Consider the following 12561-nt stretch of genomic DNA (forward strand, 5'->3'; position numbering starts at 1 on the left):
GTCACGCACGCCTGCGGCTCGTGGGCGTTGCAATAGGCTCGCCGCATGACCGAGTCCGCCGCGCCGTCCGACACGTACTCCTACCTCGGACCCGCAGGGACCTTCACCGAGGCCGCGCTCAAGCTCGTGGACGCCGCGGCCGGCAAGCCCTGGCGGAGTGTCAACAACGTCGGCGAGGCCCTCGACGACGTCGTCAGCGGCCGGTCGATCGGTGCCGTCATCGCCATCGAGAACAGCGTCGACGGCGGGGTCAGTGCGACGCAGGACGCCCTCGCCCGGATCCCCGGCGTGCGCATCGTGGGGGAGTACCTCGTCCCCGTCGACTTCGTGCTCGTCGCCCGCCCCGGCACCGCGCTCGCCGACGTCCGGACTGTGAACGCGCACCCCGTGGCCTACGCCCAGACCCACAACTGGCTCGAGGCGAACGTCCGCGGCCACGGGCACATCCCAGCGTCCTCGAACGTGGCCGCCGCGGCAGCCCTGCTCGACGAGCACCCCACCGCCGACGCCGCGGTCGCACCCCCGGGGATCACCGACCACTACGCGCTCGAGGTCCTGGCCTCGTCCATCGGGGACAACGCCTCGGCGGTCACCCGGTTCGTGCTCGTGTCGAAGACCCTGGCGCTGCCCGAGCCGACCGGCGCCGACAAGACCAGCGTCATCGTCGAGCTCCCCGCCGACCACCCCGGCGCCCTGGTCGACATGCTCGAGCAGTTCGCGACGCGGGGCATCAACATGGGGTTGCTGTCCTCGCGGCCGATCGGCGACGAGCTCGGGCGATACCGGTTCGTCATCGACCTCGACGGGCACGTGCGGGACGAGCGCGTGGCGGACGCACTGCTCGGCCTGCGGCGGTTCAGCCCGCGCGTGACGTTCCTCGGGTCGTACCCGCGGGCCGACGGGGTCCGGCCCGAGGTGCCCGCGCGATACTCGGACGTCGCGTTCGTCGAAGCCCGCGACTGGCTGCGCGCGATCGTGTCCGGCGAGCCCGAGGCGCGCTGAGCGCTGGCTCCGCGCGCTGCGCGCGACCCCTCGTGCACCGGCGCGATCTGCTCCCGCACAACCAAAGTCCCGCGGAACCACGTCGTCGCGTGGTTCCGCGGGACTTTCGTTGTGCGCTGCGCGCGTACCGCCGCGCCGCGGCGCGCGCGGCGGCGCGGCTACCGCCGGCGGCCGCGGCCCGTCGCCGGCTCGACCGCGGGGATCCGCACGTCCAGCGAGCCCGGGTCGATCTTCGCGCGGAACGCCACGATCTCGCCCACCGGGTCGCCGTCGATCTCGAACTCGTCCGGCTTCGTCAGGCGCAGCGTGAACTCCTCGCCGCGCAGGTACCGCAGCGGGCGCTCCTGCTTCGCGGCCGTCGTGATCCGGCGGCCGATCACGGTGTCGGACAAGGCCGACCGGCGGAACCACCGCAGGATCCCGTTCTCCCAGAACACCCGGGCCGCGATGCGCACCCAGCCGAAGAACCCCCGAGGCCGCATCACGACGATGTCGAACACCCCGTCGTCGATCTCGGCATCGGGCAGGAGCATGGCGTTGGCCTGGAGCATGCCGCAGTTGCCGACGATGACCGAGTGCGCCCGGACCGAGCCGTTGCGCGCCGACTCGTCGAGCCGGTACTTGAACTCGAAGCCGTCGGTGTCCCGGACGGAGCGGAACAGCGAGTCGAGGTAGGCGAGCCACCCGACGCGCTTCTTCAGCTCGGGGCGCGTGTTCGCGAGCATGCGGGCGTCGAGCCCGAGGCCGGCCATCACGACGAAGCCGAACCGGTCGCGGGAGCCGTCGGGACGCTCGACACCGAGCAGTCCGAAGTCGATCGAACGGTCGTGCCCGGTGAAGATCGCCTTGGCCATCCCGCCGAGGTCGTCCAGCGGCAACTTCATGTTCCGCGCGAGCAGGTTGCCCGTGCCGCTCGGCAGCAGCGCCAGCGAGGCGTCGGACCCGTGCACCACCTCGGCCACGGCGCGGACGGTGCCGTCCCCACCCGCGGCGGCGACGACGTCGGCGCCGGCTTCGAGCGCGGCGCGGGCCATGCCGCCGCCCGGGTCCTCCTCCGTCGTCTCGAACCAGAGGGTCTCGGCCCAGCCGGCCTCCTGCTGGTGCTTCTCGACGGTGCGCTTGAGGGTCGGCAAGTGGACCTTGACCGGGTTGTAGACCACCGCGGCCGTCCGCTGTTCGGTCTGGAGGGCGTCCTGGTCCGCGGGCGCGGTCTCCGAAGGGGTCGACATGCACCAACGGTACCGATCGGATGCTGCGAGCGGACGGTCGTGACGACCCGTCTCGGGCCTGGAGGCGCGGGTCGGGCCCGCACCGCGCCTCCAGTCCGTCCGCAACTGCGCCCCTTTAGGATGGTGCGGTGATCGATCCCCAGCTGCTGCGTGACAACCCGGACGTCATCAAGGCCTCGCAGGAGGCGCGCGGCGCCTCCGTCGCCGTCGTCGACGAGGCCGTCGCCGCGGACGCGGCACGGCGGAGCGCGATCACCTCGTTCGAGTCCCTCCGGGCCGAGCAGAACGCCTTCGGCAAGACCGTCGCGAAGGCCCCGAAGGACGAGAAGGCCGCGCTCGTGCAGCAGGCCCAGGCGCTCGCCGCGAAGGTGAAGGAAGCGCAGGCGACCGTCACCGCGGCCGAGGAGTCCTTCAACGCGGTCGTCCGGAGCATCCCGAACGTCGTGCTGCCCGACGTGCCGAAGGGCGGCGAGGACGACTTCGTCACGCTCCGCACCGTCGGCACGAAGCCGGAGTTCGACTTCGAGCCGAAGGACCACGCCGACCTCGGCGAGCACCTCGGCATCATCGACATCCCGCGCGGCGTGAAGGTCTCCGGCTCGCGGTTCTACTTCCTGCGCGGCCTCGGTGCACGGCTCGAGATCGCCCTGATGTCGCTCGGCCTCGACCGTGCGATCGCCGCAGGCTTCGAGCCGCTCATCACCCCGACGCTCGTGCGCCCCGAGACCATGGCCGGCACGGGCTTCCTCGGCGAGCACGCGGCCGAGGTCTACCGGCTCGAGGCGGACGACCTCTACCTGACCGGCACGAGCGAGGTCGCCCTCGCCGGGTTCCACGCCGACGAGATCCTCTCCTTCGACGGTGGCGACGGCCTGCGGTACGCCGGCTGGTCGACCTGCTACCGGCGCGAGGCGGGGTCGGCGGGCAAGGACAACCGCGGCATCCTGCGCGTGCACCAGTTCAACAAGCTCGAGATGTTCGCCTACGTCCACCCGGACCAGGCCGAGGCCGAGCACGCCAAGCTCGTCGGGTACCAGGAGCAGATGCTGCAGGACCTCGGGCTGCACTACCGCGTGATCGACGTGGCGGGTGGCGACCTCGGCACGAGTGCGGCGCGCAAGTACGACATCGAGGCGTGGGTCCCGACGCAGGGCACCTTCCGCGAGCTCACGTCGACGTCGAACTGCACGACGTTCCAGGCTCGTCGCCTCGACATCCGGTACCGCACCGAGAGCGGGAAGACCGCGCCGGTCGCGACCCTGAACGGCACCCTCGCGACCACCCGGTGGATCGTCGCGATCCTCGAGACGCACCAGCAGGCCGACGGTTCGGTCGTCGTGCCCGAGGTCCTCCGTCCCTACCTGGGCGGCGTCGAGGTGATCGAGCCCCGATGAGCACGCAGGGTCGGTTCGTCGACGGTTCGGCCGGTGCGGGTGCGCCGGCCCGGACGAAGCGCTGGTTGGTGGCGCTCGACATCGACGGCACCACCATGCGCGAGGACGGTGTCGTCACCGACACCGTGATCGCCGCGCTCCGCGATGCCGAGGCGGCCGGACACGAGGTCATGCTCAGCACCGGTCGCAGCGAGGGCATGACCGTCCCGCTGCTCGACACGCTCGGCATCCAGCCGAAGTACCTCGTCTGCGCGAACGGAGCGCTGACGCTCGCACGACGTCCCGACGGCTCCTACGAGCGGGTGCACGTCGAGCAGTTCGACCCGAGCGAGGTCCTGCAGACCATCCACGGCGCCCTCGAGAACGCCGCGTTCGGCGTCGAGGACCAGACCGGCCACTTCCTGCTGTCCGGCAACTTCCCCGACGACACGATGACCGTCGCCGGTGAGCACGTCCCGTTCGAGCGGCTGCTCGGCGTCGAGGCGACCCGCGTCGTGGTCATCTCTCCCGGGCACGACACCGAGGACTTCCTGCAGATCGTCGAGCAGATGGGCCTGCACAAGGTCTCGTACTCGGTGGGCTGGACGTCGTGGCTCGACATCGCTCCCGAGGGCGTGACGAAGGCCACCGCGATGGAACGGGTCCGCGAGTGGCTCGACATCCCGCGCTCCCGCGTGTTCGCCGCGGGCGACGGTCGGAACGACATCGACATGCTCCGGTGGGCCTCGACCTCGGGGCGCGGCGTCGTCATGGGGCAGGCACCCGAGGACGTCGTGGACGCGGGCAACGAGCTCACGGGTGGCGTGACCGACGACGGCCTGGCGGCTGCGCTCGACTCCCTGCCGCGCTAGCCCGGTAGACTTCCCGGGACGCGATCACGTCTCGCCACGTGGTCGCGTCGCTGGAGGGTTGTCCGAGCGGCCGATGGAGCCTGTCTTGAAAACAGGTGGGCAGAGATGTCTCGTGGGTTCGAATCCCACACCCTCCGCCATGGACACACGCCTGCGCCTGATCCGCGTCGACGACGCTGCGACGCTCGCGGCCGTCGTCAGTGCGAGCGCCGACCACCTGCGGCCGTGGGAACCGACCCGTTCGCCCGCCTACTTCACCGAGGCGGGGCAGCACGACGTCATCGTCCAGGCCCTCGCGGCCGAGCGTGCCGGCACGTCCGTCCCGTTCGTGATCGAGTCGGTCGACGGCGAACTGCTCGGCCGGATCACGCTGAGCGGCATCACCCGCGGTGCCCTGCAGTCGTGTGCGATGGGGTACTGGATCCGCGCCGACCGAGTCCGGCAGGGGCATGCCTCCCGGGCTGTCCGGGCGGCTGCGGCGCACGCGTTCGAGGTGCTGCGGCTCCACCGTGTCCAGGCGGAGACCCTGCCCGAGAACGTGGGCTCGCAGCGTGCACTGCAGGCAGCGGGGTTCACGCGCTACGGCCTGGCGCCCGAGTACCTCAGGATCGCCGGGACGTGGCGCGACCACGTCATGTTCCAGCTCCTCGCTCCGACCGACCGGTGAGCCCCCGGTTCAGCTGACGAGCCCCGTCACGACGTCGTGCACCACGCGGGCGGCACGGGCGGCCGCATCGTCGAGGTGCTCCTTGAACTCGTCGCCGTCCGGCGCACACAGGTCGCTGATGCACCGGACGGAGACGAACGGCATGGCGTGGACGTGTGCGAACTGCGCGATCGCCGCCGACTCCATGTCGACCGCCGCGACCGTGGGGAACGCCGTCCGGAGCAGACGTGCTCGACCCTCGGTGACGAAGATCTCGCTCGAGCCGATCGTGGCCGAGCGGAGGCGGTACCCGGCGTCGGAGGCGAGTGCCAGCTCGACGAGCCGGTCGTCGGGCTCGTACCCGGTGGGCATGCCCGGGACCTGGCCGAGCGCGTACCCGAACGCCGTCGCGTCGGCGTTGAGGTTGACGTAGCGGTCCCCGACGACGACGTTGCCGATCTCGACGCCGTGCATCAGCCCACCGGCCGTCCCGACGCTGATCACCGGGATGCCCGAGCCGAAGTCGTGGAACGCGTGGGCGACCGCTGCCGTGGCGTTCGTGAACCCGATGCCGCTGCGGCGCACGGCGACCGTGGCGCCACCGACGTCGAGCAGGTGGTGTTCGTCGTGGCCGCCGACCGGACCGTCGAGGATCGGGACACCGCCGAGGAGCCCGGCGAACGCGGACACCTCTTCGCTCATGGCGGCGATGACGACCGCGATCGGGGGAGGGAGTTGCACTGATCGATGATCGCACGGGCCGCCGACCGTCGGGACACCGGGACGCGTACCGTGCACCGTGCGCGAGGAGATCCAGGGGGCGGTGTGGTCGAGGTCGTCGGGTACCGGGCGGAGTGGCCGCGGCGCTTCGCGGTGCTGCGGACGGCGTACGGCGCGGCGCTCCTCGCCGCCGGCGTCCCGCACCGCATCGAGCACGTCGGGAGCACGGCGGTGCCCGGCCTCGCGGCGAAGCCCGTCATCGACGTCGACGTGGTCGTCGGGGCGGCGGACGTGCCCGCGGCCGTCGAGGCCCTCGCTGCGATCGGTTTCGTGCCGCGCGGCGACCTCGGCATCCCGGGGCGGCAGGCGTTCCGCACGCCCGAGCGCTTCGCCCCGAGCAACACCTACGTCGTGGTCGAGGGATCGCTCGCGCTCCGCAACCACCTCGGCGTGCGTGATGTCCTGCGCGCGGACGGCGCACTCCGCGAGGAGTACGCCGCCGTGAAGCGTCGGGCTGCCGCCGAGGCGCTGGACATCGACGACTACCTCGTGCGCAAGACCGCGGTGCTCGACCGGGTGCTGCGCGCGGCGGGCCTCACCGACTCCGAGCGCGCCTCGATCGCCGACGCCACCGCGGGCATCACCGGCCGAGGTGCCCACGGCTGACCCCTGACGCGCGGGTGTGACCCGACCGGCTGCGATCGGCCGACTCGCCGCGGTCGTGCGCGTGTCCTCCCGCCGTCGTGACCGTTCCGGTTCGCGGATCACGGGATCCGCGAACCGGAACGGTCACGCGCCCCGCGGAACCGGCCGTCCCGACGCCGCAGCGCGCCGCGGCGTGTCCCGACGCCTCGCCGTCGCGCGGAACGGCGGGCGGGGTCGCGAGCCCCGCCGGCGCCGTCGACAGCGAAGGCGTCAGGCAGACGCCAGCGCCGGGTAGAGCGCGGTCAGCGGGGCGCTCAGTCCGGCGCGGACGTCGCGGCTGACCTGGTCGGCGAGGACCTCGTGCTCGCCGGCCTCGAGGGCGTCGTAGATCGCCGCCACGATGTCCGCCGGGTCGGCCTTCTCGACGTCGAGGTCGGCCGTCATGCCGGTGTCCGTGTAGCCGAGGTGCGCTCCGAGGACCTGGGTCCCCTGGGGTGCGAGCTCGAGGCGCAGGGAGTTCGTGATCGACCAGAACGCGGCCTTCGAGGCGGAGTAGCCCCCGGCCAGCGCGATCCAGCTGAGCACCGAGTGCACGTCGACGAGCGCGCCCCCGGCCAGCGACGGCGCGAAGGCCTTGGCGACCCGGAGCGCACCGAAGACGTTCGTGGCGAAGACGTGCTCGACCTCGTCGACCGAGGTCTCGAGGAGCGGCGCGGAGCCACCGATGCCGGCGTTGTTCACGACGATCGTGGCGTCGGCTGCTGCACGGGCGGCGGCGTCGACGCTCGCCTGGTCGGTGACGTCGAGGGCGAGCGGCACGATGCGCTCGTCGTCCCAGGTGCGCGGGGTCCGGGCCGTGGCGTAGACCTTGGCGGCGCCGCGGTCGAGGGCCTGCTGGACGAACGCGGCGCCGAGGCCGCCGTTCGCTCCGGTGACGAGGACGGTCGCGTCGGTGAGGGTGGTCATGGTGTGCTCCTGTCGAAGAGGTTGGGTACGGAAAGTGAACCTAGCACGGTGTGTCTGGATTCCGAACCCAGGTAGGATGAACACATGCTCGGCATCCTCGGCGGCGACGAGCGCTGCCCCATCGCGCGGTCCCTCGACGTCCTCGGCGAGAAGTGGACGCTCATGATCGTCCGCGACGCCCTCGCGGGGTCGACCCGCTTCAGCCAGTTCCAGCAGAGCCTCGGGGTCCCGCGGGAGGTCCTCACGGCCCGCCTCGGCTCCCTCGTCGAGGGCGGCGTGCTCGAACGCCACGCCTACAAGCCGGACGGTGGGCGCGTCCGTGACGAGTACGTCCTCACCGAGGCCGGCCGCGACCTCTCGCTCGTGCTGCTCGCTCTCGGCGGGTGGGCGGACCGGCACCGGCCGTCCGCGCGCACGTCCGACCTCCGCTTCGTCGAGGCGGCCACCGGCGAGCCGGTCGAGGCGGTCGCCGTGACGCGCAACGGGCACCGCCGCGTCGCGCTCGACGCGCTCGAGGCGGTCATGGAGGGCTGACGGTGCGAGCAGGCGGGCTGGCGTGACCACCGTCGGACGGGAGGCGCGGGTCGGCCCCGCGCCGCGCCTCCCGGACCGCAGGCGGGTGCGTCAGCGACGCACGCCGCACCCGCAACTGGCGCCGAGCACCAACTCGGCGGGGACGAGGTCCCGGTGCCACTGGTTGTCCGCGTCGAGGCCGAGCACCCGGTCGACGGCGGCGGTCGCCATCGTCTCGATCGGCTGCCGGACCGTGGTGAGCTGCGGGTTCGTGTAGTCGGCCTCGACCGCGCCGTCGAAGGAGACGATCGCGACGTCGTCGGGCGCGGACAGTCCGAGCTCGAAGAGGGCGCGCAGGAGCCCGACCGCCTGCATGTCGGAGCTGACGAAGACCGCACGGGGGCCGGAGCCCTCGCCGAACATACGGAGACCGGCCTCGTAGCCGCCCCGTCGGGTGAAGTCGCAGCGGACGATCGGGCCGTCGGGCAGCCCGGCGTCGCGGAGCGCGCGCATCCAGCCCTGCTCGCGGAGTTCCATCGAGCCGGCGTGCCCCATGACCAGGCCGATCGAGCGGTAGCCGTGCTCGACGAGGTGCTGCGTGCCGTCGTACGCGCCACGAAGGGCGTCGACGCCGATGCTCGCGTAGTCGGGGACCTCGAAGAAGGTGTTGAGCAGGACCATCGGGATGCCGGGGTCCGTCACGGTGGACAGGTCCGGCCGCGTCATGATGCTCGTGACGATGATGCCGTCGACCTGCCGGGCGGAGAGGCTGCGCAGGCGCTCCCGTTCCTGCGCGGCGTCGCCGTCGCTGTTGGCGAGCAGGACGTCGTACCCGCGCGCGGCGGCGGCGTGCGTGACCGCGACGCCGAGCTCGGACCAGAACGGGTTGTCGAGCTCGGGGACGATGAGTCCGAGCATCTTCGAGGAGCCGGTGCGGAGGGCCTGGGCGCTCGCGTTCGGGCGGTAGCCGAGGACGCGGATCGCCTCGCGGACGCGTGCCGCGGTGGCCGCTGCGACCGGACGGGGTCCGTCGTGCACGACGTAGCTCACGACGGAGGTGCTCACGCCGGCGTACCGGGCGACGTCGGCGCGGGTGACCGCCCTCGGGGTCGTCGGGACGGTCACGGGTGCCACCTTCGTCGGGTCGGAAGTCGCGTTCGGGTGCCGGCCCGTGCGGATCGACACCCGAACACCACTTGCTAGTCGCTGGCGATACTAGACGAGCCCACCGCCTCGACCGTCTCCGGGGCGTCGCCGAAGTCCGGCACCTCGAGGCGGACGCCGCCCTGCAGGGCGGACTGGTGGGCGATGATGCCGGGCAGCGTGAACCGGGCGGCGGTCCAGGCGTTCACCGGCGGCAGGGTCCGGTCGACGACGGCCCGGACGAAGTCGTCGGCGAGGAACTGGTGGCTGCCCTCGTGTCCGGTCGGCACGCCGGCGTACTCGGCCGGCAGGCGCGACGTGTCGTGCACAGCCGCGTAGCCGGAGACGAACGCGTCACGGAGCGAGGGGTCGACGCCGGCGAGGCGCGGGTCGTCGAGCTCCATCGTGGCCTGGGTGTCGATCTGGTCGCTGATGTCGTGCGAGTCCTCCTTCTCCTGCCAGACGCTGACCTTGGCGAGCTGCTCGAAGCTCGCCTCGGTGCCGAAGTAGCGGAAGCGGGACTCGCGGATGTGCGACGGGTAGCCGACGCGGCGCATCTCGTTGATCCGCATGACCCCGCCGTTGTCGAGCTCGAACAGGGCGGTGGCGTTCGAGAAGTCGTTGTCGAACTGGCTGACGTCCTTGTCGAAGACCCCGTCGCCGCGGTCGTCCTTGACGCCGATGCAGCTGACGCTGACCGCGTGCCCCGGGATCGCACCGAGGACCCCGCCGACCGAGTGTGTCGGGTAGAGCATGGGCGGGTAGCTGGCGGTGCGCTTCCAGTCCTCGCCGCCGCTGAACTGGTACGCGGCGTAGAAGCCGAGGTCCATGTCGTGCACGTAGTCGCCCTCGGCGTAGAAGACACGGCCGAAGGCACCCTCGGCGACCTTCGAGCGGGCGAACACCGTCGCGGGGTTGTAGTAGCTCGTCTCGCCCATCATGTAGGTGAGCCCGGTCTCGCGGACGGCCTCGATGATGGCCTGGATCTCCTCGACCGAGATCGCCATCGGCACGGCCGAGTACACGTGCTTGCCGGCGCGGAGGGCCTTGACCACGAGTGGCCCGTGCGTCCAGCGCTGCGTGAAGATCGCGACGGCGTCGACGTCCGAGGCGAGCACGGCGTCGAAGTCCGGGAACGTGCCGTCGAGGTGCTGCGACTCGACGAGCTCGGACGCCCGGTCGTCGACGAGGTCGGTGACGAAGACGCGGTCGACGTCCGGGTGCAGCTTGAACAGCTTGGCGAACTGGGGGGCGAACTGGCCCGCGCCGACCATTCCGACAGAGATCATCAGTGACCTTTCCAGGTGGGGGATGCGTCGCCGGGCAGGTCGCTCCGATGCGATCGAGGGATATCCTGACACCGATGTCTACACGTGACAACCCCCGATTCAAACGAAGAAGAAGCCTCTTGCCACCCGCTGTCCCCACGTGTAGATTCCCGGCTCACGGACTGCTGCACGTCAGTCCACCGCAGACGAAGGAGTCGCGATGGCCACCGAGAGCCCTGTGTCGTCACCCTTGACGACGGCCAGCACGAGACGGAGGAGTCGGGCGACCGACCTCGCCCGTGCCGGCACCACCTCCCCGCGACGCCGGCCCAGGAACGACCTCTGGCTGGCGCTGATCTTCATCGCCCCGGCATCGGTCGGCTTCGCCGTGTTCCTCGCGTGGCCCACCGTCCGGGGCATCTACCTCAGCTTCACGTCGTTCAACCTGCTCACGCCCCCGGTGTTCACCGGGCTGCAGAACTACGAGCGCCTGGTGCAGGACTCGATCTTCTGGCACTCGATGGCGGTGACGGTCGAGTACGTCCTGCTGAACATCGGGTTCCAGACGATCCTCGCGCTGTTCATCGCCGTGATGATGCACCGCCTCACCAAGTCGACCTTCGTCCGGGGCATCGTCCTCGCGCCGTACCTCGTGTCGAACGTCGTCGCGGCGCTCATCTGGCTGTGGATCCTCGACACGCAGCTCGGCATCGGCAACGAGATCCTGTCGGCGATCGGTGTGGGCCGCATCCCGTTCCTGCAGAGCGACGTCTGGGGCATCCCGACCATCGCGTTCATCAACGTCTGGCGGAACGTCGGCTACACGGCCCTGCTCATCTTCGCGGGCCTGCAGGCGCTGCCGGAGCAGGTCTACGAAGCCGGCCGCATCGACGGCGCCAGCGAGTGGAAGATGTTCTGGCGCATCACCGTGCCGCTGCTCCGACCGATCCTCTCGCTCGTGCTCATCATCACGATCATCGGGTCGTTCCAGGTGTTCGACACCGTCGCCATCGCCACCCAGGGCGGACCCGCGAACGCCACGAACGTCGTGCAGAACTACATCTACAACCTGGCGTTCGGCCGGTTCCAGTTCGGCTACGCGTCCGCCGTCTCGGTGGCCCTCCTCATCGTCCTCAGCATCATCACGATCATCCAGTACCGACTCTCGCGTTCCGGCGAGAGCGACCTGGACTGACGGCCAGAGCACACGGAAGCGAGTCGAAGATGACCAGCACCCTGCCCCCGGTGGTCGAACCGCAGACCACACGCGCGATCACCACCCGCGGCGGCCCCCGACCGCCTCGTCGGAAGCCCTCCGTCGGACGGGTCATCGCCTGGATCGCGATGATCGCCGTCATCGTCGTGACCCTGTTCCCGTTCTACTGGATCCTCCGCACCGCCCTGTCCTCCAACGGTGCGATCTCGGCCGACCCCACCTCGCTCCTCCCCACGGGCTTCAGCCTCGGTGGTTTCGAGCGCGTGTTCGGCCTGCAGTCCACGAAGGAGGCGCTCGCCCAGGGCGGGTCCGGCGCGGCCATCAACTTCTGGCAGTACCTGCTGAACTCGGTGCTCACCGCGACGATGATCACCGTCGGCCAGGTGTTCTTCTCCGCCGGGGCGGCCTACGCGTTCGCGCGGTTGCGGTGGCCCGGGCGCGACCGGGTCTTCGCGGTCTTCCTCGCCGGACTGATGGTGCCGACGATCTTCACGCTCCTGCCGAACTTCACGCTGATCAAGTCGCTCGGCCTGGTCGACACCCTGTTCGGGATCGCCCTGCCGTCGATGCTCATGACGCCGTTCGCGGTGTTCTTCCTCCGGCAGTTCTTCCTCGGGATCTCCCGCGAGGTCGAGGAGGCGGCACTCATCGACGGCGCCGGCAAGGTCCGGGTCTTCTTCCGGCTCATCCTCCCGATGGCCTCCGCCCCGATCGCGACGCTCGCCGTCCTGACGTACATCACGGCGTGGAACGACTACTTCTGGCCGCTGATGGTCTCGTACACCGACAGCTCACGCGTGCTCACGGTGGCGCTCGGGGTCTTCAAGTCGCAGTCGCCGCAGTCCGGCACCGACTGGGCCGGGCTCATGGCCGCGACGCTCGTGGCGGCGCTCCCGATGATCGTGCTCTTCGGCGTCTTCGCCAAGCGGATCGTCAACTCCATCGGCTTCTCCGGCATCAAGTAGGGA

The 12561-nt window shown here is 70.9% G+C and carries 13 protein-coding genes and 1 tRNA gene; 9 read left to right on the forward strand and 5 right to left on the reverse strand.

Annotated features, from left to right (window positions below; genetic code table 11):
- Positions 1-45: 45 nt before the first annotated feature.
- Positions 46-1002, forward strand: a complete 957-nt coding sequence (gene pheA / locus J2X60_RS00550) for a prephenate dehydratase (RefSeq protein WP_071296051.1) — start codon at positions 46-48, stop codon at positions 1000-1002.
- A gap of 158 nt (positions 1003-1160) precedes the next feature.
- Here pheA and J2X60_RS00555 read toward each other — a convergent pair whose 3' ends face one another.
- Positions 1161-2231 carry a diacylglycerol kinase family protein gene (locus J2X60_RS00555; RefSeq protein ID WP_309886141.1) on the reverse strand — a complete coding sequence of 357 codons (1071 nt, stop codon included), beginning with the start codon at positions 2229-2231 and terminating at the stop codon, positions 1161-1163.
- A 128-nt stretch (positions 2232-2359) separates the two neighbouring features.
- Here J2X60_RS00555 and serS point away from each other — a divergent pair, with 128 nt between their 5' ends.
- The 4 genes from serS to J2X60_RS00575 all read left to right on the forward strand — a co-directional run bounded on the left by serS (position 2360) and on the right by J2X60_RS00575 (position 5143).
- Positions 2360-3625 carry a serine--tRNA ligase gene (gene serS / locus J2X60_RS00560; protein ID WP_070418122.1) on the forward strand — a complete coding sequence of 422 codons (1266 nt, stop codon included), beginning with the start codon at positions 2360-2362 and terminating at the stop codon, positions 3623-3625.
- Entirely contained in the window at positions 3622-4476 is an 855-nt protein-coding gene (locus J2X60_RS00565; protein WP_309780363.1) for an HAD family hydrolase, read from the forward strand. Before serS ends, J2X60_RS00565 begins: the two co-directional genes overlap by 4 nt.
- Before the next feature lie 52 nt (positions 4477-4528).
- Positions 4529-4616: transfer RNA gene (locus J2X60_RS00570), tRNA-Ser, on the forward strand.
- Positions 4616-5143, forward strand: a complete 528-nt coding sequence (locus J2X60_RS00575) for a GNAT family protein (protein WP_309886143.1) — start codon at positions 4616-4618, stop codon at positions 5141-5143. Before J2X60_RS00570 ends, J2X60_RS00575 begins: the two co-directional genes overlap by 1 nt.
- Positions 5144-5152: 9 nt before the next feature.
- Here the strand turns inward: J2X60_RS00575 and mtnN are convergent, their stop codons facing one another.
- Positions 5153-5863 (reverse strand): 5'-methylthioadenosine/S-adenosylhomocysteine nucleosidase, encoded by a 711-nt coding sequence (gene mtnN, locus J2X60_RS00580; protein WP_309886145.1) that lies wholly within the window; start codon positions 5861-5863, stop codon positions 5153-5155.
- 84 nt (positions 5864-5947) lie between these two features.
- On the opposite strand from mtnN, the gene J2X60_RS00585 reads away from it, so the two are divergent.
- Complete coding sequence (locus J2X60_RS00585) at positions 5948-6508, forward strand: GrpB family protein (protein WP_309886147.1); 561 nt, start codon at positions 5948-5950, stop codon at positions 6506-6508.
- A gap of 249 nt (positions 6509-6757) precedes the next feature.
- Here the strand turns inward: J2X60_RS00585 and J2X60_RS00590 are convergent, their stop codons facing one another.
- Complete coding sequence (locus J2X60_RS00590; RefSeq protein WP_309886149.1) at positions 6758-7453, reverse strand: SDR family oxidoreductase; 696 nt, start codon at positions 7451-7453, stop codon at positions 6758-6760.
- A gap of 84 nt (positions 7454-7537) precedes the next feature.
- Here J2X60_RS00590 and J2X60_RS00595 point away from each other — a divergent pair, with 84 nt between their 5' ends.
- The gene (locus J2X60_RS00595) at positions 7538-7987 is read left to right on the forward strand and encodes a helix-turn-helix domain-containing protein (protein ID WP_309886150.1); all 450 of its coding nucleotides are present in this window, start codon (positions 7538-7540) and stop codon (positions 7985-7987) included.
- Positions 7988-8077: 90 nt separating this feature from the next.
- On the opposite strand, the gene J2X60_RS00600 is transcribed toward J2X60_RS00595, so the two are convergent.
- Together J2X60_RS00600 and J2X60_RS00605 are read right to left on the reverse strand one after the other, a co-directional pair.
- Positions 8078-9091: a LacI family DNA-binding transcriptional regulator gene (locus J2X60_RS00600; RefSeq protein ID WP_229087208.1), complete on the reverse strand. Its 1014-nt coding sequence runs from the start codon at positions 9089-9091 to the stop codon at positions 8078-8080.
- A gap of 74 nt (positions 9092-9165) precedes the next feature.
- Positions 9166-10398, reverse strand: a complete 1233-nt coding sequence (locus J2X60_RS00605) for a Gfo/Idh/MocA family protein (protein WP_396127768.1) — start codon at positions 10396-10398, stop codon at positions 9166-9168.
- 199 nt (positions 10399-10597) lie between these two features.
- Here J2X60_RS00605 and J2X60_RS00610 point away from each other — a divergent pair, with 199 nt between their 5' ends.
- Complete coding sequence (locus J2X60_RS00610) at positions 10598-11572, forward strand: sugar ABC transporter permease (protein WP_309886153.1); 975 nt, start codon at positions 10598-10600, stop codon at positions 11570-11572.
- A gap of 29 nt (positions 11573-11601) precedes the next feature.
- A complete protein-coding gene (locus tag J2X60_RS00615) occupies positions 11602-12558 on the forward strand; it encodes a carbohydrate ABC transporter permease (RefSeq protein WP_083295227.1) in 957 nt (318 codons plus the stop codon).
- Positions 12559-12561 lie beyond the last annotated feature (3 nt).

Source organism: Curtobacterium sp. 320, assembly GCF_031455235.1.
In the GTDB taxonomy this organism is placed as follows: domain Bacteria; phylum Actinomycetota; class Actinomycetes; order Actinomycetales; family Microbacteriaceae; genus Curtobacterium.

What these genes read in the sequence shown, in the direction of transcription:
- pheA (WP_071296051.1), top strand. Translation starts at nt 46, where the DNA reads ATGACCGAGTCCGCCGCGCCGTCCGACACGTACTCCTACCTCGGACCC.
- J2X60_RS00555 (WP_309886141.1), bottom strand. Translation starts at nt 2,231, where the DNA reads ATGTCGACCCCTTCGGAGACCGCGCCCGCGGACCAGGACGCCCTCCAG.
- J2X60_RS00565 (WP_309780363.1), top strand. Translation starts at nt 3,622, where the DNA reads ATGAGCACGCAGGGTCGGTTCGTCGACGGTTCGGCCGGTGCGGGTGCG.
- J2X60_RS00575 (WP_309886143.1), top strand. Translation starts at nt 4,616, where the DNA reads ATGGACACACGCCTGCGCCTGATCCGCGTCGACGACGCTGCGACGCTC.
- J2X60_RS00590 (WP_309886149.1), bottom strand. Translation starts at nt 7,453, where the DNA reads ATGACCACCCTCACCGACGCGACCGTCCTCGTCACCGGAGCGAACGGC.
- J2X60_RS00595 (WP_309886150.1), top strand. Translation starts at nt 7,538, where the DNA reads ATGCTCGGCATCCTCGGCGGCGACGAGCGCTGCCCCATCGCGCGGTCC.
- J2X60_RS00605 (WP_396127768.1), bottom strand. Translation starts at nt 10,398, where the DNA reads ATGATCTCTGTCGGAATGGTCGGCGCGGGCCAGTTCGCCCCCCAGTTC.
- J2X60_RS00610 (WP_309886153.1), top strand. Translation starts at nt 10,598, where the DNA reads ATGGCCACCGAGAGCCCTGTGTCGTCACCCTTGACGACGGCCAGCACG.
- J2X60_RS00615 (WP_083295227.1), top strand. Translation starts at nt 11,602, where the DNA reads ATGACCAGCACCCTGCCCCCGGTGGTCGAACCGCAGACCACACGCGCG.